The 20,799-nt window shown below is 64.7% G+C and carries 18 protein-coding genes; 11 read left to right on the top strand and 7 right to left on the bottom strand.

The window, feature by feature from the left end:
* Positions 1–28 precede the first annotated feature (28 nt).
* The 4 genes from ABE463_RS00980 (at position 29) to ABE463_RS00965 (ending at position 3,929) form a co-directional block, all read left to right on the top strand.
* Positions 29–1,126 carry an alkene reductase gene (locus tag ABE463_RS00980; protein ID WP_346467162.1) on the top strand — a complete coding sequence of 366 codons (1,098 nt, stop codon included), beginning with the start codon at positions 29–31 and terminating at the stop codon, positions 1,124–1,126.
* A gap of 59 nt (positions 1,127–1,185) precedes the next feature.
* Positions 1,186–1,974, top strand: coding sequence for an SDR family oxidoreductase (locus tag ABE463_RS00975; RefSeq protein ID WP_346466915.1), 789 nt, complete (start codon positions 1,186–1,188; stop codon positions 1,972–1,974).
* Between the two features lie 26 nt (positions 1,975–2,000).
* The gene (locus tag ABE463_RS00970; RefSeq protein ID WP_346466914.1) at positions 2,001–2,864 is read left to right on the top strand and encodes an alpha/beta hydrolase; all 864 of its coding nucleotides are present in this window, start codon (positions 2,001–2,003) and stop codon (positions 2,862–2,864) included.
* Positions 2,865–2,927: 63 nt separating this feature from the next.
* Positions 2,928–3,929, top strand: coding sequence for an NADP-dependent oxidoreductase (locus tag ABE463_RS00965; protein WP_346466913.1), 1,002 nt, complete (start codon positions 2,928–2,930; stop codon positions 3,927–3,929).
* A 24-nt stretch (positions 3,930–3,953) separates the two neighbouring features.
* Here ABE463_RS00965 and ABE463_RS00960 read toward each other — a convergent pair whose 3' ends face one another.
* The 6 genes from ABE463_RS00960 to ABE463_RS00935 form a co-directional block, all read right to left on the bottom strand.
* The gene (locus tag ABE463_RS00960) at positions 3,954–5,261 is read right to left on the bottom strand and encodes a hypothetical protein (protein ID WP_346466912.1); all 1,308 of its coding nucleotides are present in this window, start codon (positions 5,259–5,261) and stop codon (positions 3,954–3,956) included.
* Between the two features lie 76 nt (positions 5,262–5,337).
* Positions 5,338–5,949 (bottom strand): helix-turn-helix domain-containing protein, encoded by a 612-nt coding sequence (locus ABE463_RS00955; protein WP_346466911.1) that lies wholly within the window; start codon positions 5,947–5,949, stop codon positions 5,338–5,340.
* On the bottom strand, positions 5,946–7,223 hold the full coding sequence (fabF, locus tag ABE463_RS00950; protein WP_346466910.1) for a beta-ketoacyl-ACP synthase II: 1,278 nt from the start codon (positions 7,221–7,223) through the stop codon (positions 5,946–5,948). The genes ABE463_RS00955 and fabF overlap by 4 nt, the downstream gene beginning before the upstream one ends.
* 36 nt (positions 7,224–7,259) lie before the next feature.
* A complete protein-coding gene (locus ABE463_RS00945) occupies positions 7,260–10,325 on the bottom strand; it encodes an efflux RND transporter permease subunit (RefSeq protein ID WP_346466909.1) in 3,066 nt (1,021 codons plus the stop codon).
* Positions 10,322–11,434, bottom strand: a complete 1,113-nt coding sequence (locus tag ABE463_RS00940) for an efflux RND transporter periplasmic adaptor subunit (RefSeq protein ID WP_346466908.1) — start codon at positions 11,432–11,434, stop codon at positions 10,322–10,324. The genes ABE463_RS00945 and ABE463_RS00940 overlap by 4 nt, the downstream gene beginning before the upstream one ends.
* 65 nt (positions 11,435–11,499) lie before the next feature.
* Positions 11,500–12,126: a TetR/AcrR family transcriptional regulator gene (locus ABE463_RS00935; protein ID WP_346466907.1), complete on the bottom strand. Its 627-nt coding sequence runs from the start codon at positions 12,124–12,126 to the stop codon at positions 11,500–11,502.
* 266 nt (positions 12,127–12,392) lie between these two features.
* Between ABE463_RS00935 and ABE463_RS00930 the strand changes: the two genes are divergently transcribed.
* Positions 12,393–13,712 (top strand): outer membrane protein transport protein, encoded by a 1,320-nt coding sequence (locus ABE463_RS00930; RefSeq protein ID WP_346466906.1) that lies wholly within the window; start codon positions 12,393–12,395, stop codon positions 13,710–13,712.
* A 275-nt stretch (positions 13,713–13,987) separates the two neighbouring features.
* Positions 13,988–14,728, top strand: a complete 741-nt coding sequence (locus ABE463_RS00925; protein WP_346466905.1) for a hypothetical protein — start codon at positions 13,988–13,990, stop codon at positions 14,726–14,728.
* A 109-nt stretch (positions 14,729–14,837) separates the two neighbouring features.
* On the opposite strand, the gene ABE463_RS00920 is transcribed toward ABE463_RS00925, so the two are convergent.
* Positions 14,838–15,215 carry a glycine zipper 2TM domain-containing protein gene (locus ABE463_RS00920; RefSeq protein ID WP_346466904.1) on the bottom strand — a complete coding sequence of 126 codons (378 nt, stop codon included), beginning with the start codon at positions 15,213–15,215 and terminating at the stop codon, positions 14,838–14,840.
* Between the two features lie 205 nt (positions 15,216–15,420).
* On the opposite strand from ABE463_RS00920, the gene ABE463_RS00915 reads away from it, so the two are divergent.
* The 5 genes from ABE463_RS00915 to ABE463_RS00895 all read left to right on the top strand — a co-directional run bounded on the left by ABE463_RS00915 (position 15,421) and on the right by ABE463_RS00895 (position 20,774).
* Positions 15,421–16,800: an alpha/beta fold hydrolase gene (locus tag ABE463_RS00915; RefSeq protein ID WP_346466903.1), complete on the top strand. Its 1,380-nt coding sequence runs from the start codon at positions 15,421–15,423 to the stop codon at positions 16,798–16,800.
* A gap of 123 nt (positions 16,801–16,923) precedes the next feature.
* On the top strand, positions 16,924–17,340 hold the full coding sequence (locus ABE463_RS00910; protein ID WP_346466902.1) for an H-NS family nucleoid-associated regulatory protein: 417 nt from the start codon (positions 16,924–16,926) through the stop codon (positions 17,338–17,340).
* A gap of 80 nt (positions 17,341–17,420) precedes the next feature.
* Entirely contained in the window at positions 17,421–18,350 is a 930-nt protein-coding gene (locus ABE463_RS00905) for a hypothetical protein (RefSeq protein ID WP_346466901.1), read from the top strand.
* Entirely contained in the window at positions 18,347–18,580 is a 234-nt protein-coding gene (locus ABE463_RS00900; protein ID WP_346466900.1) for a hypothetical protein, read from the top strand. Before ABE463_RS00905 ends, ABE463_RS00900 begins: the two co-directional genes overlap by 4 nt.
* A gap of 142 nt (positions 18,581–18,722) precedes the next feature.
* Positions 18,723–20,774: a TonB-dependent receptor gene (locus ABE463_RS00895; protein ID WP_346466899.1), complete on the top strand. Its 2,052-nt coding sequence runs from the start codon at positions 18,723–18,725 to the stop codon at positions 20,772–20,774.
* The last annotated feature ends 25 nt before the right edge of the window (positions 20,775–20,799 follow it).

Genomic DNA, 20,799 nt, shown 5'->3' with positions numbered 1-20,799 from the left:
TCTCAACGATCACGACCCCGCACCCACCATGACGACCTCGACACTCTTCCAGCCTTACTCCCTTGGCCCGTTGACCCTGGCCAACCGCATCGTGATGGCCCCGCTGACGCGCAACCGCGCCGGTGCCGACCTGGTGCCCAGTCCGCTCGCCGCCACCTACTACGCCCAGCGCGCCTCGGCCGGCCTGATCATCACCGAGGCCACCCAGATCTCGGCGCAGGCCCAGGGCTACCAGGACACGCCCGGCCTCTACACGCAGGATCAGATCGATGGCTGGCGCAAGGTCACCGACGCCGTGCACGCGCGCGGCGGACGCATCTTCGTGCAGCTGTGGCACGTGGGCCGCATCTCGCACGTGGATCTGCAGCCCGGCAACGCCGCGCCGGTATCCGCCTCGGCCATCCGGGCGCAGACCAAGACCTTCGTCCACAACGGCTTTGTCGATGTGTCCGAGCCGCGTGCCTTGGAGATCGACGAACTGCCGGCCATCGTCCACGACTTCCGCCGGGCCGCCGCCAATGCGATCGCCGCCGGCTTCGACGGTGTCGAAATCCACGGCGCCAACGGCTACCTGCTTGAGCAGTTCATCAAGGACGGCGCCAACCAGCGCACCGACGCCTACGGCGGTTCGATCGAAAACCGTGCGCGCCTCCTGCTGGAGGTCACAGCCGCCGTGGCAGCCGAGATCGGTGCCGATCGCACCGGCGTGCGCCTCTCGCCCGTCTCGCCGGCCAACGCCATCGCGACCATCAGCGATCCGCAGCCGCAGTACGACTACATCGTCGATCAGCTCAGCGCGCTGGGCATCGTCTACCTGCATATGGTCGAAGGCGCGACGGGTGGCCCGCGCGATGTCGCCCCGTTCGACTTCGACGGCCTGCGCCGCCGTTTCACCGGCACCTACCTGGCCAACAACGGCTATGACCTGGCGCTGGCCAACGCGCATCTGGCCGGTGGCAAGGCTGACCTGTTCGCCTTCGGCCGTGCCTTCATCAGCAATCCGGATCTGGTCGAGCGCCTGAAGACCGGCGCGCCCTTGAACGCCCTGAACCCGGCCACGTTGTATGGCGGCGGCGCGGAGGGCTACACCGACTACCCCGCCCTGACCGACACGCTCGCGCAATAACTCCGTCGCCATCGCCGCGCTGCATCCCCGTTCCCCCATTACATCTCAAGAGACACACCATGAGCCTGCTTCCTGCTGTCCTCATCACCGGCGCCTCCAGCGGCATCGGCACCGTTTACGCCGAACGTTTTGCTCGCCGCGGCCACGATCTGGTACTGGTCGCGCGCGACACGGCGCGGCTGGACGCACTGGCCGCGCGCCTGCGCCACGACACCGGCGTTGCCATCGACGTACTTCCGGCCGACCTCACCCAGCGCGCCGACCTGGCCGCCGTTGAAACCCGCCTGCGCGACGATGCCCGCATCGGCATCCTGATCAACAACGCGGGCATCGCCCAATCCGGTGGCTTCACCGAGCAGTCGGCCGACAGCATCGAACAACTGATCACGCTGAACACCCTCGCCCTGACCCGCCTTGCCGCTGCCGTTGCACCACGGCTGGCCAGCGCCGGCGAAGGCGCGATCGTCAACATTGGCTCGGTGGTCGGCCTGGCGCCGGAGTTCGGCATGTCCGTCTACGGTGCGACCAAAGCCTTCGTGCTGTTCCTGTCGCAGGGACTGAGCCTGGAGCTGACGCCCAAGGGCGTCTATGTGCAGGCCGTGCTGCCCGCGACGACGCGCACCGAGATCTGGGAGCGGGCCGGTATCGACATCAACACGTTGCCGGAGGTGATGGATGTCGGCGAGCTGGTTGATGCGGCGCTGGTCGGCTTTGATCGCCGCGAGACCGTCACCATTCCACCGCTGCATGTGGCCGAACGCTGGGACACGCTGGACGCATCGCGTCAGGGCCTGCTCTCGGACATCCGGCAGGCGCAGGCGGCGGAACGCTATCGCCCCACCGAGTGAAGCCCTGACCCCACAGGTACGCGACCATGACGCTTTCCAGCACGCCCCCCGACTCCAGACGTTCGTTCGAGAATGCACCGACCCGCTTGCTGGAGGTCGATGGCACCCCGTTCGCATACCGCGAACTGGGGCCGCAGCACGGCATCCCGCTGGTCATGCTCAACCACTGGGGCGCGGTGTTGGACAACTTCGACCCGCGCATCGTGGATGGCCTGGCCAGCAGGCATCGGGTCATCGCCATCGACTACCGTGGCATTGGAGGATCAGGTGGCAAAGCACCGGTAACCGTCGCGGAAATGGCGCAGGACACGATCGCGCTGATTCGCGCGATGGGCTTGGGCCGCATCGATCTGCTCGGCTTCTCGCTCGGCGGCTTCGTTGCGCAGCAGGTGGTGCTGGACGCGCCTGACCTGGTGCGTCGGCTCATCCTGACCGGTACCGGGCCAGCGGGTGGCCGCGGTATCGACCGGGTGGGCCGCGTGTCCTGGCCCTTGATCCTCAAGGGCCTGCTGACGCGGCGCGATCCCAAGTACTACCTGTTCTTCACCGCCAGCGCCCGCAGCCGACAGGCGGCCACCGCGTTCCTGCAACGGTTGAAGGAACGCACGAATGATCGCGACAGGCCAGCCTCACCCGGGGCGTTCCTGCGGCAACTGAAGGCGATCACGGCGTGGGGCAGGCAATTGCCCCAGGACCTGGGCGACATCCGTATCCCGGTGCTCATCGCGAATGGGGACAGCGACATCATGGTCCCCACGCCGAACAGTGGCGATCTGGCCCACCGCATTCCCGATGCGACGCTTGTCCTCTACGACGACGCCGGTCATGGCGGGATTTTCCAGTATCACGCTGAGTTTGTACGGGACGCGCTAGCGTTCCTCGATAACTGATGCGCCCACCACATTCCCTGCCCCGCAGCCCGACGGCATCCCTCAACCAGAGACACACCGCCCATGAAAGCCTTCCTCATCGACCGTTATGGCAAAAAGGAGACCGGCCGCATCGGCGACGCCCCGCAGCCTCCGCTGCGCGATGACGATGTGCTCATCCGGGTGCACGCGGCCAGCGTCAATGCGCTGGACACCAAGATCCGCACCGGGGAGTTCAAGCTGATCCTGCCTTATCGCCTGCCGCTGATTCTTGGCAACGATATGGCTGGCACGGTGGTCAGTGTCGGCGCCGGGGTGCAGCATTTCAAACCCGGCGATGAGGTGTATGCCCGTCCCGACGATGATCGCATCGGCACGTTCGCCGAGTTCATTGCGGTCAATGCTGCCTCGGTGGCGCTCAAACCCGGCAACCTCACCATGGTGGAGGCCGCCTCGCTGCCCCTGGTCGCGCTGACCGCATGGCAGGCGCTGGTCGAAACCGCCCAGCTCAAACCCGGGCAGAAGGTCTTCATCCAGGCCGGCTCCGGCGGCGTCGGGACGGTGGCGATCCAGCTGGCCAAACATCTGGGCGCCTTCGTGGCCACCACCACCAGTACCGCCAACGTCGCGTGGGTGAAGGATCTCGGCGCAGACGTCGTCATCGATTACAAACAGCAGGATTTCGCGACGGAACTGCGTGACTACGATGTGGTGCTCAACAGCCTCGGCAAGGATGAGCTGACCCGCTCGCTGCAGATCCTCAGGCCGGGCGGGCATCTCATTTCCATCTCAGGGCCACCCACGCCCGCATTTGCCACTGCGCGTGGCCTGGCCTGGCCGCTCAAGCAGGTCATGCGCCTGCTCAGCCATGGCATCCGCAGCCAGGCCGAGCAGAAGGGCGTGACGTACACGTTCGTGTTCATGCGGGCCAGTGGTCAGCAGCTGAGCGAGATCACCTCGCTGGTGGAGGCTGGGGCGATCCGTCCGGTCATCGACCGGGTCTTCCCGTTCCAGCAGACCCAAGACGCCCTGGCCCACGTTGAGAGCGGCCGGGCCAAGGGCAAGGTGGTGGTGGAGATGCGGTAGGTCGCAGACGATCCAGAACCTCTTCTACCTGCGGTTACCGTCTTCCTTCCGGCGCGTCAGACGCCACCCGTCAGAGTCCCTCTCCAGTTGCCAGCCCTCGCTGAGAGCGAGGGTCCAGCCTGGTCCTGTCCAGTTCGAGGCACCACCAGCAAGCGCCCCGCCGCCCAGGGTCACGAGCGCCCAGTCTTTCGACAGCAATGCACCAGACTCCGCCGTCAGCTCGCCCCATTCGTCGCGCACCGTCAGCGGCGTATAGACCGTTCCCGACTCGCCCAGCGGAAAGAGCGCGCGCGGATCGAACGACGCGGAGGGCTTGCTCAGTGGCAGCCGAACGGCATCGCTTCCGAGGAACCGTTCGCGATACACAGCACTGCGCTGCGCCCGGATCGCTGCGCGCTCCTGCTCCTGCGCACGCACCTCGTCCATCCCATAACCGCGCCCGACGTCCTCGAGAACGGACGCGCTGGGCGGCATCCCGATTTGATCGGTAAGCAGCCCGGGCAGGTCGGACGTGGTCGACAGTCCGCTGCGCCAGCCTGGGGACCAACGATCCAGCAGAACGCCGTACGCCGGCCCGGTCACGTACGCCGCCGAGCGGACATAGCTTGCCGAGGCATCTGCCGCAGCCAGCGACCTCACCAACGCGGGCCGCACACTCTCTCCGTTGGCAGCGGCCGCCACCTTGCGGCCTGTGTACTCGGCAAGGCCCTCGTTGCGTTCAACCTTCGCTTCTTCGGCGAGCGCGCGGGCGCCCGACGCCACACCTCCAGATCGAAGCGCCCGGAACCGCAACGCGGCCGCAATATGCCTTCGGCTGTCGCCGTCATCGGTCGCGGACAGCGCCTGCCCGAGCGCACGCAGCTCCAATCGCACTGCCGTTCGGCCACTCTCGTCATCCAGATGCGCTGTATCGCCTTCAGACGCCGAGAGTCCAAGCGCTGTCTGCACGCAGTGCCATTGTTCATGCCAGAACAGGGTCGCGAGTCCGTCGTTGTCCACGGGCAAAGGCAGCACCAACAGCACGTTGGAGGTGCCGTCGATTTCGATGCAGGTGTTCGCGGGCGGTTGATCCTTGCGCAGCGCAACAGACTCCACACCGCCAGTGACGGCATTCAAACGCCAACTTGTTCCGGTGGTGCGGTCATGCAGCACCACGGGCGCATCCAACGGCGTTCCCCACAATGTCTCTGCTGCCTGCTTCGAGGCGGGCGCCTGCGCGACGGCCGCTACGCGGTGGAGCGCCAGCTCCAATCCGGTGGGCAGCGCCTCGGTCGCTGCAGCAAACGTCGTCAAGCCGACAGAGGAAAACGCAGTGGCGAGGAAAGTGGGCATGGATATCCTTATCATTGCAGGCACGTCTCCTTGACGATCCGATGGCAGGTTTCAGGCCGATTCTAAGCCATACGGGTTACTGCCCGAAGGCGTCATAGGCCCGCACAAAAAGCGCGACGGTTGCACCGCACTCGGCCACGGGCCTGGCCCCACCAGGCAGGCCATGCCCTGCAAGGAGGAGCGTGAGGAACTTCTCGCTGTCACCGGCATTGCTCGCGCGGACTGAAGCCTTCGCAAACGCTTGCTCCGCACACGTGAGATACGGCTCCAGCATCGCGTTCCAATGTTCGATGTAGACCTCACTGGCGTAAATGGAGCGCGACAACGAGGCGCAGAATGCCCGACAGGAAGCATCTGCGGCCAGTCGTCCGATACCACTACTGATGCGCATCAGCGCGTCGCCCAGGCCTGCCGTTCCCTGCATGTCGGGCTCACCCGACGGCATCGCTGCGAGATGGCTGTCCATGACCGTCTTGTAGAGGCGCTCTTTGTCACGATAATGCGCGTAGATCGTGACCTTGGTGACGCCACAGACGTCAGCGATGCGCCTCATCGTTGCGCCCTCAAACCCTTCCTCTGCGAACACGGTAGCGGCCGCGTCCAGGATGCACCGTCGGCTCTGCGCCCTGGCACTCTCCCAGCGCAGCGTGGTTTTGCTTGCGAAGGCGGTTGAGGCGGCCGCGTTCATAGGCGTCGGAACAGCACACTGGCATTGACGCCGCCAAACCCAAACCCGTTACTCAGGGCAAACTCGATATCTGCCTTCTGTGGCTGACCGGCGACGATTGAGAGCCCTTCTGCCAGCGCGTCAGGACGGACGAGATTGAGGGTCGCGGGCGCAACCTGATCACGCAGGGCAAGAACGGTGAAGATGGCCTCGATGCCGCCAGCCGCTCCGAGCAGGTGGCCCGTGCTGGACTTGGTGGCGGAGATCAGAAGATCGGGGCGTGAACCAAACAGCGCACGCATCGCCGCGAGCTCTGCCCGATCACCTACCTGCGTAGAGGTCGCATGCGCATTGATGTGATCCACCTGCGCCGGCGTGATGCCCGCCTGCGCCAGCGCAATCTCCATCGCCCGCCGCGCGCCACTGCCGTCGTCGGGACCGGCCGTCAGATGGTAGGCATCAGAGGTTGTGCCGTAGCCCACCAGCTCGGCGAGCGGCCTGGCGCCACGGGCCAGGGCGTGGTCCAGCCGCTCAATGACCAGCAACCCTGCCCCTTCCGACATGACGAACCCGTCCCGCTGCGCATCGAAGGGGCGAGAGGCGGCCTGGGGGGTGTCGTTGAACGACGTGCTGAGCGCCTTGGCCGCCGCGAAGCCGCCCAGGCTGACCCGGTGCATCGCGGCCTCCGCACCACCGCACAGCGCGATGTCAGCCTCTCCGGCCCGGATGAGGCGCGCTGCGTCGCCGATCGCCTGGACGCCCGCGGCGCACGCCGTGACCGGCGCACCCTGCGGTCCCTTGAACCCGTAGCGGATCGATGCCTGCCCAGACGCCATGTTGGCCAGGAAGGTGGGCGCAGTGAACGGCGACAATCGACCAGGCCCACGGCTTTCGGTGGTGTGGACCGCATTGACAATGGATCCAAACCCGCCGATCCCGGTGGCGATCACGGTCGCCGTTCGCAACAGCCCTCGCTCATCGGCCGCGCGCCAGCCCGCCTGCTCGAGCGCTTCGTGGGCGGCGACCAACGCGAATTCGACGAACCGGTCCATCTTTTTGAGGTCTTTTGGCGCGATGATCCCGGTGGAATCAAAGCCCGCCTCCGGGTCTTGAACGCGGTCAGGCACACGGCCGCCGACTTCACATCCGGTTCCGGCCGCAAGATCAGCACCCAGCGATCCGATGCCGGAGCGCCCCGCCAATAGACGGGACCACACGGTTTCAACCCCGCAGCCGAGTGGGCTGACCACGCCCATTCCGGTCACCACGATGCGGTCTTTGTCAGCAATGCTCATGTGTCACTTCCCATATAAAAGAGGTCCGCGCCAATATCAGGCAGCGGGGGTCTTCTCCGCTCGGACCTTGAACCAGATGGCATACATCGCCGGCAGGAAGACCAGCGTCATCACGGTGCCGGCGATGGTGCCGCCGATCAACGTGTAGGCAAGCGTTCCCCAGAACACCGAATGGGTCAGCGGAATGAAGGCAAGCACTGCTGCCAGGGACGTCAGGATCACCGGGCGCGCACGGTGAACCGTCGCCTCGATGATGGCGTGGAAGGTTTCCATCCCGGCTTCTTCGTTCTCGTGAATCTGGCCGATGAGGATGAGCGTGTTGCGCATCAAGATGCCCGACAACGCAATCAATCCCACCAGCGCATTGATGCCGAACGGCTGCTGGAACAGCAGCAGGGTCGGCACCACGCCGATCAGCCCCAACGGACTGGTCATGAAGACCATGATCATTGCCGAGATGGACCGCACTTGCAGGATGATGATCAGCAGGGTCACCGCCAGCATGATCGGGAACAGTGGCAGCATGGCGCTCATAGCCTTGCCCGATTCCTCGATGGACCCGGCCTGGGCAATGGCGTAGCCCTCGGGCAGCGAGGCAATGAGGGGCTCAAGCTGCTTGCTGATCGCGGCGGATACGTCCGGTGGCTGCAACGCATCGTCAATGTCACCGCGCACGGTGATGGTGGGCACCCGATCACGGCGGCGCAGCACCGGCTCTTCCATTCGAACCTCTACCGTGCCGATCTGGGACAGCGGCACGCGCTGGCCAGCAGCCCCGACAAGGGTGAAGTCCGCAATCCGGGCAGGATCCAGCCGCGTGTCCCCGCCTGACCGAGCAACAACCTCGACGGTGCGGATGTCCTCACGAACGGCAGTGACCGGCACCCCGCTCAGGAAGAACTGCAATTGCTGTGAGACGGATGCCGACGTCATCCCCATCGCTTGCAGACGGTCCTGATCCAGCGTGAAGTGCAGCGTCGGCGTGCGCACGCCCCAATCGGTATTCACAGTGCGCATCATCGGGCTGGCGTGCAGGGTCTGCTCGACCTTGGCCGCAATGCCCCGAATGACGTCCGGTTCCGGACCACTGACACGGTAGGCCACCGGATAGGGCGAGTAAGGCCCAAACACCAGCTGGGTCACGCGCACCCGCGCCTCAGGCGCCAAGCCCTCGGCCACGGCCTGACGAAGCTTGGCTTTCAGTGCATCGCGCTGTTCCTGGCTGTCGGTGCGCACCACGATCTTGGCAAAGGCGGGGTCCGGCAGTTCCGGCGAGATGGCGAGATAGAACCGGGGCGCGCCCTGACCGATGTAAGCCGTGACGATCTTCGATTCGTCCTGCTTCGAAAGCCAGTCCTCGACCTTTTTGGTTGCCAGGCTGGTCTGTTCGATGGCGGTGCCGTAGGGCATCTGCACCTCGACTAACACCTCCGGGCGATCAGAGATGGGGAAGAACTGTTTTTTGACCAGCCCCATACCCACTACCGAGAGCACGAACAGTGCAATCACCGAGCCTGCGGCAAGCCACTTGCGCGCGATCACACGTGCCAGGATCGAACGGAAACGGTTGTAGCGCGGCGTGTCGTAGAGACTGCTGTGACCGCCTTCCACGGTCTTGAGTTCAGGCAGAAGCTTCACGCCCAGATAGGGGGTGAAGAACACCGCGACCACCCAGGACACGATCAGCGCAATACCCACGATCCAGAACATGTTGCTGGTGTACTCGCCCGCGGTGGACCGTGCAAAGCCATTGGGCATGAAGCCCACCGCAGTCACCAAGGTGCCAGCCAGCATGGGTGCTGCCGTATGGCTCCATGCATAGGCCGATGCCTTGACCCGGCTGTAGCCCTCCTCCATCTTCACCACCATCATTTCAATGGCGATGATCGCGTCGTCCACCAGCAGGCCAAGCGCCAGGATCAGCGAGCCAAGCGTGATGCGGTCGAAGTTCTTGCCGGTTGCGGCCATGACCATGAACACGGCAGCCAGCGTCAGCGGCACTGCCGCAGCGACCACGACACCCACCCGCCAGCCCATGCTGACAAAGCACACCAGCATCACCACCAGCAGCGCGGCGAAGAACTTCATCATGAACTCGTCGACCGACGCGCTGATGTTCACGGCCTGATCGGTGACCTTGTCCAGCGCCATCCCGACAGGAAGCCCGTCATTGATCTTCTTGACCTCCGCATCGAGTGAGGTGCCAAGATCCAGGCCATTCCAGCCGTCGCGCATGACGATGCCCAGCAGCATGGCCGGCTCGCCGCCGTTGCGGATCATGAAGGTCGACGGATCTTCATAGCCACGCTTGACGGTGGCAATGTCCCGCAGTTTCAGCGTCTTTCCCTGTGCCACAACAGGCGTGTTGCGAATCTTGTCCAGCTGATCCAGTGCGCCATCGAGGCGAATGAAGATCTGCGGGCCCTTGGCCTCGACCGAGCCCGCGGGCGTCAGGGCATTTTGTCCGTTCAGTGCCCCAAATACGTCCTGCGGCGTGATGCCCAAATTCGCCAACCGCTCGTGGGAAAGCTCCACATAGATGCGCTCGGACTGCTCACCGATGATGTTGACCTTCTTCACACCGGGCACGTGCAGCAAGCGCTGGCGCAGGGTTTCGGCATCGCGCGCCAACGCGCGGAATGGTTCGCCCTTCGCTTTCAACGCAAACAGCGCAAACGTGACATCCGCGTATTCGTCGTTGACCATCGGACCGATCACGCCTGCGGGCAGGTTCGCCGCTTCGTCGGCCATCTTCTTGCGCGCCTGGTAGAACTCCTCCTGCACCTCCGAAGGCGGCGTGCCGTCCTGCAATGTCAACGTGGTGAAGGACAGCCCAGGCCGCGTATAGGTTTCGCTGCGGTCATACCAACGCAGCTCCTGCAGGCGCTTTTCCAGCTTCTCGGCGACCTGGTCCTGCATTTCCGCGGGCGTGGCGCCCGGCCAGGCCGTCACGATGGTCATGACCTTGACCGTGAACGCAGGGTCCTCAGCGCGACCGAGCTGGAAGAAGGACACGATGCCGGCCACGGAAATCAGAAAGATCAAAAAGACCGTGATGGCACGCTCGCGCACCGCAAGCGCCGACAGATTGAACCCACTCACTGACCGGCTCCGTTCGCAGCGGTGCTGTTGGCGCTGTCAGCCAGGCGAACCACCTGCCCTTCGCGGAGCATATGTGCGCCAAGCGCCGCCACGCGATCCGAGGCCTTCAAAGCGCCCTCCACCAAGGCCTGGTCGTCGCCCAGCTGCTTGACCGCGACCGGCGTCCAATGGGCCTTGAGCGGCTCACCGCTGATTACCCATACGCCGGTTCCGGTGCCGGGATCGAACAGCGCGCCCAGTGGAACCTCAACTCCGGCCGAGACGCCGACAGGTTCTGCGCCAGCAAGCTCGACCGCCACCGTGGAACCCAGCGGCAATGGGGTGCTGCCCTCTTCCAGCGTGTAACGGGCTTCGAAGGTTCGGGTGGCCGGGTCTGCCGATTCAGAGAGCACGCGCAACCGTGCGGGGATCTTCCCGCTTCCCCCGAACGAGGAGGCTGACGCCGCAGAGCCGATCTGGGGACGCAGCGTCTCGGGCAGTTGGACCACTGCCTCCCTGCTGCCTGCACGGGCAAGCCGGGCGACGATCTGCCCCGCCGCCACAACCTGACCGGGCTCAGCGGAGATGGTCATGACCACCCCATCAGCATCGGCAACGAGCGCGGTGTATTGACTGGCATTACGCGCTACCCGGGCTTGCGCTTCGGCTGCCCTGAGCTGCGCTGAGGCCGCCTCCGCCGCCGCCTTGATCTGATCATAGGCCGACCGGGACACGACGCCCTTGGCGGCCAGATCGCGATACCGCGCTTCGTCGGCAATGGCCTGAACGCTCTGCGCCCGAGCCGCAATCACCGCTTGCTGCTGGGACGCCGCGGCCAGATTCAGATCGATGGGATCGATCCGGTAAAGCACGTCACCACGCTTGACGGTCTGCCCGGTCTCGACGAGGCGTTCGGTGATCTTGCCTCCCACTCGGAACGCCAGGTCGCTCTGCACCCGTGCGGCGATCGTGCCCGTAAACGTGCGTGCGTTTCCCGCGCCCGCGTGGACCTGGGCGACCCGGACGATGGGGGGCGCGGTGCGGGGGTCGATGTCGTCCGACGTGCCGCAGGCCACAAGGAACAACGTAGCAACGCAGGAGATGGCTAGGACTACAAAACGGCGACGCATACGGCCTTCCGGAGTGGGGTATCCGGACGCATTCTGTTCCTAGTGACTATCTGAGTCAATAGTCACTACGAGTGCGGCGCGAGACTCCGAAGGACCAGTTCCTGCAGCGCCAGCGGCGCTTCAGCGTGCAGGCCCGAGAGGTGTGGAAGCGTCACTGGGTTCAGATAAGGCACCAACACCTGGTACACCGCGCGACTGGTTTCGTCGAGCGGCGTTCTGGTCTCAAATACCCCAGAGGCGCGCCCCTGTTTCAGGATCACTTCGACCAGATCCCGGATGCGGCCTTGGTAGGCCTGGGTCGACGGCCATCGATCCGTCGCGGCGGCCACGGCAATTTCATAGAGCCGGCGATCCTGGACGAACAAGCGAAGACTGGCGTCCACGATGGCGGTGAAGAGCACCCGAAGCCGGTCCGGCGCCGCTTCAACCCCTTCCAAGGCGGCATGTACGTCGCTTTCGATCTGGGCGAGGCAATTGGCGCAGATCACCTCCCCGATCGCCTGCTTGGAGGCGAAAAACTTGTAGATGTAGGCCTTGGAGAAGCCAATGGCTTTGGCCAGGTCCGAGACCGTGGTCTTGTCGTAGCCGTAGTGGCTGAAATGGGCGGTGGCAGCCTGGATGATCTGGGTGCGCACATCATGCTCAGCGGGGCCGCGCTCGGTATCGAGCGCTGCGGAGATTGAAGTAGACATGAGGCAAGAGTAGCGCTGAGCAGGGATGCGGGCAAATGGTGACCATTCGGGTATTGGTTCACAAAATAGCACCCACAATGTGACGCTTGACTTTATTGGTCACCAGACAAAGAATCCGGCACTGCCTGCTGGCGGATGGGAACCTGATGTCAGGCATTCCTGGGCACAACGGCGGGCCACTCGCGCCGGTAGGAATGACGTCTGGGTCCCGGATATCTCCTCACCTGCGCACTCTCGGATCGACATTTGCCTGTGGAGGGCAAGCAATGACCACAAAAACGATGCTCGCACTCGCGTTGCTGGGTGCTTTGGCCAGCGCGGCTGACAACGCAAGCGCTGCGGCATTCCAGCTGAAGGAAAAGAGCGCCAAGGGCCTGGGTCGGGCGTTCGCGGGCTCGATCAGCGCGCCAGGCGACGCATCGGTCATTGCCGATAACCCCGCAGCAATGCGCTTGCTGGAGGGTCGGGTTTTTCAAGCCGATGCAAGCGTTGTGAACTACACGATCGACTTCAAGGGCCAAGGCCGGGACGCCCTGGGCCGTCCTCAATCGGGAAGTGATGGGGGTGACGCTGGCGACACGAGTCCGGTCCCGGCGCTGTATTTTCACACCCCTTTGGGTGACAAGGCTCACCTCGGGCTTTCGGTGACGGCACCTTTTGGCTTCAAGACCGAATACGACAGCAACTGGATCGGTCGATACAACGGGATCAAGACGGAGATCAAGGCCGTCGACCTGGGCGTCTCGTTCTCCTATGACGTAAATCCCTATGTGTCCTTCGGGGCCTCGGTCTTCATCGAACGCGCAGAAGCCGAACTCTACGATGCCGTCGACTTTGGCGCGGTCTTGGCCGGCGCGAGGGCGCCTGGCTTTTCCCCCGGCAGTGCTGATGGCTACACCCGCATCGAGGCCAAGGACGACGCGGTTGGCTTCACGCTGGGCGGTCTTTTCACGCCAGTGGAAGGAACCAATATCGGCATTGCTTACCGGTCCAAGGTCGATCACAAGCTCAACGATGCGGATATCAGCTTCGGCGTTCCAACCAGTGCTGCACCCTTCTTGGCAGCGGCCCGCCCGGGATGGTTCGTCGACACGCACGCCAGCACAGCGCTCAATCTTCCCGCCACGCTGACCGGCAGCATCAGTCATCACGTCAATGATCGCTGGACGGTCATGGCCGATGTCACGCGCACAGGCTGGTCCAAGTTCGCGGAAGTGCGGCTGGACTTCGACTCAGCACAGCCGACGCGGACCTTGGACTTCGGGTATCGCGATACGACCTTCGCTTCGATCGGTGCAGAGTATCGGTACAACGAAAAGCTGACCCTGCGTGCGGGCGTAGCGACTGATCAAAGCCCGGTCACCGACGACATCCGCGATGTGCGCGTGCCCGACACCGATCGCAAATGGCTGTCCTTGGGCGCTACCTATCGTGCGTCCGAGTCGGCCGAGTACAGCTTTGGCTACACCCATCTCTTCGTTGATGAGCCCGAGGTGTCGCTGGTGTCGGCGACGGGCAGCACGCTGCAAGGCAAATACGATGTCGGCACGGACATCGTGGCCTTCTCCGCTGCCTACTACTTCTGAAGAACCGGGCGGGTCCCCTCCCGCGTCCGTAGGCTGGCGGCGAACGCCGCCGGCCACCCTTGGCAATGGGCACCGGGTCTCTCGTCCTACCGATACGCACACACGTATCGCCATGTCCAAGCCAGCGTCCAGCCGGTCCCCGCGATCGTAAGCTCCCCCGGCACCCCGCCTTGCGGATCGTCGATGCCTCATTGATCATCCTGTGCCCGCTCACTTCCGCGGGTTCGCCTGCACTGCGCAAGACCCTGAATGCCACTACCCGCATGGAATGCACAATGTCCCCCCTCCCCCGTGCGTTGGCTGTCCTGCTCAGCGTATGCCTGCCGGCGGCGGCCCAGGCCGAACCTGTTTTCTTTACCAACTATGGCGATTTCTACCGGTCACTCGGCGGTGCCATGTTTCCGGAATCGGGAACGTCGCTGGCCATGCCTTGCACGGAATCACCCCGGCACTGCATCTGGGTGACCTCCATGCACCAGGCGCTGCGCCGGTACGACCCACCGTTGTGGACCACGCCCGGCGATCTGCCCATGACGCCGCCCAAGGGCGGCCTCGATGTTGCCTTTGATGGCCAAACGTTGATGGTGGGGACGCGGCGCTGGCCCCTGAGCCGCGCCGTGAACCTGGCGTCACCACAGTGGCGCAGCGAGACGCCGATCGACCCGGAGAACCTGACCGCCGTAACGGCCTGGCAGCGCGGCACGTCGGTTTGCCTGGATATGCGCTACTCCAGCAGTGGCACAGCCGTCCGCTACACAGCGGTGCTGTTGTTGCATGGTGAGCGGCTGTACACCCTGCCGCCGCTGTTTGCCACCTGTGCAGCCATACGGGAAGCGCCCCATGACGGCTTCAGCTATCCGAGCAACACCTACCTCGGCGCTGACCAGGAACACCCTCGGACCGGCCTGCAGGTGGACTATGTGTTGTCCGACGGCAAGACACGCATTGCGCGCTATGTGCTGCGCTTTGCCGATCAGGGCAATCCCTACCGCTTTGAGGCAACGCGCGGCGAATGACCGTCATGCCACTCACCGCATCGCTGCGGTGGAATAAGCGCACGCTTTAATACGGAACGGGGGCATGCATCCGAGTCGGTGGCCGCGGCAGGATTCCGTTCTTACCCGATCAGCGCCAGCCGCGGTTGTGGTTGCGGCGGTCATGGTCCCAACGGCGCTGGTCGTGACGACGATCGTGGCGGCTGGTGCGCTCGTAACGATGGTCGCGGTCATAACGGCGATCACGGTCGTAGCGATAGTCGCGGTTGTCGCGGCGATCCTTGGTGGTCACATTGCCGATCGCGCCGCCGGCTACCGCGCCGCCGGCGGTCATCAGCGGGTCGCCGTTGGACAGCACGTGCCCCGCGACGCCACCCACGACGGCACCCACCAGTGTGTTCTTGTCCTTGCGCGAAAGCGCGGAGGCATCCCCTGCGGCAATGACGCCAGCGGTCAGAGCCAGTGCCATGGCCAGGCCACGGAAGCTGAAAGCGGTTGAGGTGAGCATCGTTGGATCCTCCAAACGTATCGGTGTGGAATTGAATCTGGTAGCCGAAGGTTGCCGGAACATTGCGTACCCTCCACTGAACCGACGCCTGTTCAGGTTGGAGTCTGGCCGGTCTTCGAACGCCATCCGGACGTTACTTCCGGCATTCGCAGGAGGACCCGGTAAAGCCGCATCGTCACGCTCCGTCCACCGATGTCAGTTGCCCATGCTTCGCGCCGCGCTATATGTTGTGTTGCTGGTCGCCCTGCCCTCGTTGGTCCACGCAGAAATCCACGCATCGCCGGTGTCCTGCGATGATGCCGCGCCTTCACCGCAACTGCGGGATTCGCGCTGCATGACGGTGCAGGTCCCCCTGCGCCATGCCGCACCGGAAGGCGAGACGATCTCGTTGTTCGTCCGTCGAGTACCGGCCGCGACCGATGTGGCGAGGCGAGGAGAGGTCTGGTTGCTGTCCGGCGGTCCCGGCGAAGCAGGCGCCTCGCTGTATCCGATGCTGTCCACTTACCAGCGCGCGTTCCCGGGCTTCGACCTGGTGATTGCCGATCACCGCGGGACCGGACGGTCATCGCGTATCTGCCCGGTTCAAGAGGCGCCCGACAGCCCAGACGGTGTCGCGCTTGCCGGGACCGAATGGGGGCCGTGCATCGGGGCGATGTACGCCAACCCCACACGGACCATGGCGTTTTCCATCACCGAAGCCGCGCAGGACCTTGGTCTTCTGATCACAAGCCAACGCGGCAGCGGCGAGTTGCTGGTGTACGGCGTTTCCTACGGCACCCAGCTCGCGTTGCGGGCGTTGCAGGCTGCACCCTTCCCGCTGGACGGACTCATTCTGGATGGCTTGGTGCCCCCCGAGGCGACCCAGCAGTGGGACTTGAGTCGGCGCACGGCACTGGTGGACGAGGTCGGGCGGCAGGTGCTGCTCGGCCCTGATGTGGCGACGTACTCGCAGCTGCTTGCGTCTGCACCTGATGCGTCATGGCGTAAGCAGGTACCCGGCGGCGACCTACGTCGGTTCTATGGCGCGCTGCTGAGCTTCCCGGTGCTGCGCGATCGCATTCCGCAGATGACGCGGGACCTGTCCGGCGACGATGCCCGCTCGCTGGAGCGCACAGTGACCGACTGGAATGCCGCATTGGCACAGCTTGGACAGGGCGGGGACAATCGCCCTGCCCTGCCCCTGGTGATGCTGATCGCCGCGTCGGAAAACAACGCGCGGCCGGAGCTGACCAAGGCCATGGTGGAGGCCGAGGAGAAGGGGAAACTGTTCATCAGTCCGATTCCGGGCTTGCTGGTCGACAGCCCGGTGCCGCCCTATCCGCGCGACGCGTGGTTCGGCAAAACGCCAACCGGCCTGCCAAAAACGCTGGTGGTGCACGGCACGCTGGATCCGAACACGGCTTACGCTGGTGCCCGCGAGCATGCCGCCGAGCTCGCCAGAACCACGGCACTGACATTCCACACGGTAGACGGTGGCGCGCACCTGCTGGCATTGGTTGCGCCATCCTGCTTCGCCAACGCGACACGGGCCTTCGTTGAGGGGCGCAAGGTGTCCCAGCGGTGTACAGAACCGAAGGGGCCCTGATCCTGGTCGAAGGGCTGGGCACCAGCGGAACGGCTGTTCCAGGCGGCATCGCACGCGAAAAGATGACTTCACACCGGCATTTGCTATGGTGCCCACCGTCAGTCCTTTCTTCTTTGGAATTCCATGCCCCGCAAGCCCTCCACCACCCCGTCCGCGTCGAAGATGAAGGCCACCTTGGCAGCTGCGGTAGCGCGATCGGGAATGGATGAAAGCGCGCTGCTGCGGGCCGCCACGAAGGAGGCGTTCGAGCGCGCACTGCTGCTGCTCAGCTCCTCCTACGCCGATTTCAGCCCGGAGCAACAGCGCAGGATCCGGGCAGCGGTGGGCAGCGAGGGATCGGCCAGCGCCGTTGCACGCGCCAAGCCAGCGAAAGTCCCCCGCGAAGAGCTGCCGCCGCGCTTCTGGCTCCCGCACAGCGGTGCCACCTGGTCCGGCCGCGGGCGCATCCCCGGTGCCTTCCTTGCGTGGGAGGGCACCGTGGCCCACACCGAATGGAAGAAGACGCACCCGGATCAGCGCTTCCCGTCCTACCCGGGCTGAGCAGGCACTGCGTTTCGCGACGCAGGGCAATTGATCCAAGCGACTATGATGGTCGCCATTGAACGAAGCAGTGGTTGCAGATGAATCGCGGAATCAAGATGCGCAAGGCCGTGGGAACGCACGGCACCCTGCACCGGCTGGCCGACCTGCAGAAGCGGCATGACGCGCAGCAGACCCTGCCCACGTTGCTCTGCGATGGCTGCAACGTGCCGGTGCGATTCGTCCCGGCGCACGACAGGAGCGGTGCCGACGGTGCCCTTCCCGCCTCGGTTCCTGCGTACATCGCGTTGAACAAGGGGGCTGAGCATCTGCCAGGGTGCCGCTACAACGCTCCCTCACATCTGCAGGCCCTGCTCGCCAGCGGAACCGATCCCGAGTTCCTGCCTGCGCTGGGGGATGGCCGGCATGAGCTGCGTTTGTTGATCCTCCATCAGGCCCTGAAGCGGGGCAGCGCCGGACCGACCCTTCTCCCGGCAGACGCACCGCTCGACGGTTACCTGCGCACCCTCGGCGACCTGCTCACGCTGCAGGCGATGTGCGAGGACGACACGCTGCTGACCGCGCAGCTGACCCTGCGCCTGGGCAAGAAGCGGGTCGATTGGGCGAATTTCCTCTACGGGCAGGACCGCTACGACGCAGCATGGGAGCGGCTTGGCACGGCATCCAGCGAGCTGCCGCTGGCGCTGCTCGGGACGGTGCGGTCACATCGCACGCCCCAGCCCGGTGACCCCCATGGCGTCACCTTCCTCAACTGTGCCCCGAAGTATCAGCACACCGGCGTGACCGACCGCCGGGATTTCTACGAAGTCAGCGTCGGGCACACCGATGCGGCGTGGCTGAAGTCCTTCCCGGTGGGCGCGGAGATCGTGATGTTCGGGCTGTGGCGCCAGGGAAGAAGCAGCACCGCCTCCCGGCCGCACCCGACCGACCCGCGCCGGACCATCACCAGCATCACCCACAAGCTGGCACTCCGGCCGGTGGTTGCCGGACAATTGGTCTTGGTGGAATGAAAGACAAGCACTACTGGTTTGTCGCGCGGTCCCATGGCTGGGGATGGGGCCTTCCGTGCGCCTGGCAGGGATGGGTGGTCTACGCCATCGCGTTCGCGCTGCTGGTGGCCTGTCCGTTCTTGTTCTCGCCCTTCAAAGAACCCGTGGCGTTCCAGGTGTGCACCTGGACGGTCGTGGTGGCGCTTGTACTGATCTGCTGGAAGAAAGGGGAACCCCCCAGCTGGCGCTGACCAAGGGGACCTGCAGCAAACGTATCCTTACATTTCAAATGCGAATGGTTCGTGATACGATTGTTAAGAGTTGTTGAAATTCCCACACGGACGTCCCCAAGCCATCGCCAGCGGACCCCTCTTTCCCAGGAGTACTGCGTCGATGTTGCCCCCCTCTCCCCGTTCCCGTCGTTCCGTTGCCACCCTGACGGTGGCCATTGGTCTTGCCTTGGCCAGCCAGGCCCATGCGGATGCCGCTGCAGACGCCGCCTCGGCCAGGCAGATGGATACCGTGGTCGTCACCGCCACCGGCGCCCAGCAGTGGATCAAGGACGCCCCCGCCAGCATCAGCGTGATCACCCGCGAGGAGATCGAACGCAAGCCGGTCAGCAGCATCGGCCAACTGCTGAGCACCGTGCCCGGCGTGACCGGCGGCTACGCGCTGTCTGGCGCGCAGTCCAAGATCCGCCTGCGCGGCCTGCCCGAGCAGTACACCCTGATCCTCATCGACGGCCGCCGCCAGGGCAATTCCTCCGGCGTGAACTACCGCGATGATCTGGGTCCTCAGGATCTGAACTGGCTCTCGCCGGACATGATCGAGCGCATCGAGGTGGTCCGCGGGCCGATGTCCTCGTTGTACGGCTCGGATGCGATGGGCGGGGTGATCAACATCATCACCCGCAAGATCGCCGACGAATGGGGCGGCTCGGTCACCTTCAACTACAGCAAGCCCGATTCCCCGACCCGCGGCGATACCACCCAGATGGGCGCGCTGTTCAGTGGTCCGCTGACCGAGAACCTGGGCCTGCGCGTCGGTGCCAATGTCACCAACCGCGAATCGGATACCGGCCGCCGCCAGACGCCCGGCAACAAGGCCGAGAACGCCAACGCCCTGCTGAACTGGCGCGTCAATGATGACCACACCGTTGGCTTTGAAGCCTCGCGTGGCGAGCAGCGCAACCGCGGTGCCGGTGCGGTCGGCGCGTGGGGTCTGTCCAAGCTGGTGCAGACAGGCTACGTGGTCATGCACGATGGTCGCTACGGCGATGCCGCCACGTCCAAGACGACGCTGGTGCAGAACGATTACGAAGACAAGGGCAGCGCCGTCGGCAACCACTCCAAGGAGACGGTGTTCGATACCGCGTTCACCCGCAGCTTCCATTGGGGCTTCGAGCAGAGCTTGAATGTGGGCGGCCAGTGGAAGCGCGAAGAGTTGAAGAACGGCGACACCATCGGCACCGTGCCGGTGACCTGGACCGGCACCGGCCGTATCAGCCCGGTCAGCGAAGCCGACTCCTGGGCGCTGTTCGCCGAAGACCACATCACCCTGCACGAGCGTTTCATCCTGACCGTGGGCCTGCGCTGGGACAACACCGACAATTACGACGACAACCTGAGCCCGCGCGTCTACGGCGTGTGGCACCCGTCCGATGACTGGACCGTGCGCGGTGGTGTCTCGCAGGGCTTCCGTGCGCCCACGCTGAAGCAGGGCACGGCCGGCGCGGCGACGCAGTCCGGTGGCAACGGCTGCACCGCCCTGACCGCCGAAGGCTGGACCAATCGCTCGGTCAGCGCCGATGGCACCACCGGCTGCTACATGGCCGGCAATCCGAACCTGGAACCGGAAACCAGCACCAACTACGAGCTGGGCGTCGGCTTCGACAAGAACGGCTGGTCGGCCTCGGCCACCTACTTCCTCACCGATTTCGATGACAAGATCCAGCAGGTTCCGCTGCGCGAGATTCCGGGCCAGACGACCAGCTTCGTCAACGGGTTCTGGTGGACGGTCGCGCAGAACATCCAGAAGGCCCGCACCCGCGGCGTCGAAGCCAGCGTCACCGTGCCCCTGCATGAGCGACTGAACTGGGTCACCAACGCCACCCGCATGCTGGAATCGAAGAACCGCACCACCGGCGCCAGCCTGCTGGTGGTGCCCAAGCTGACCGCCAATACCTCGCTGGACTGGCAGGTGACCGATGCCTGCTCACTCAACCTGAGCGCGCAGCACATCGGCGAGCAGCTGGTGTCCTCCACCAGTGCGACGTTCGCCAAGGCGTACACCACCTGGGACCTGGTCACCGGCTACGACGTCAACGAGCACCTGACCGTACGCGCGGGCGTGCTCAACCTCGGCGATGTCTCCACCATCGAAGAAGGCAACAACTACGACGGCGGTGCACGCACCTTCTTCGTGGGTGCGACGGCGCGGTTCTGACCGCGCCGGGTCGAGTGCAGACCTG

Origin of the sequence: Stenotrophomonas sp. TWI819, assembly GCF_039673075.1 — a bacterium.
GTDB classification, from domain to species: domain Bacteria; phylum Pseudomonadota; class Gammaproteobacteria; order Xanthomonadales; family Xanthomonadaceae; genus Stenotrophomonas; species Stenotrophomonas rhizophila_B.
Note: the sequence above shows the minus strand (reverse complement) of the source record. Positions and strands in the feature narration are given on the sequence as shown.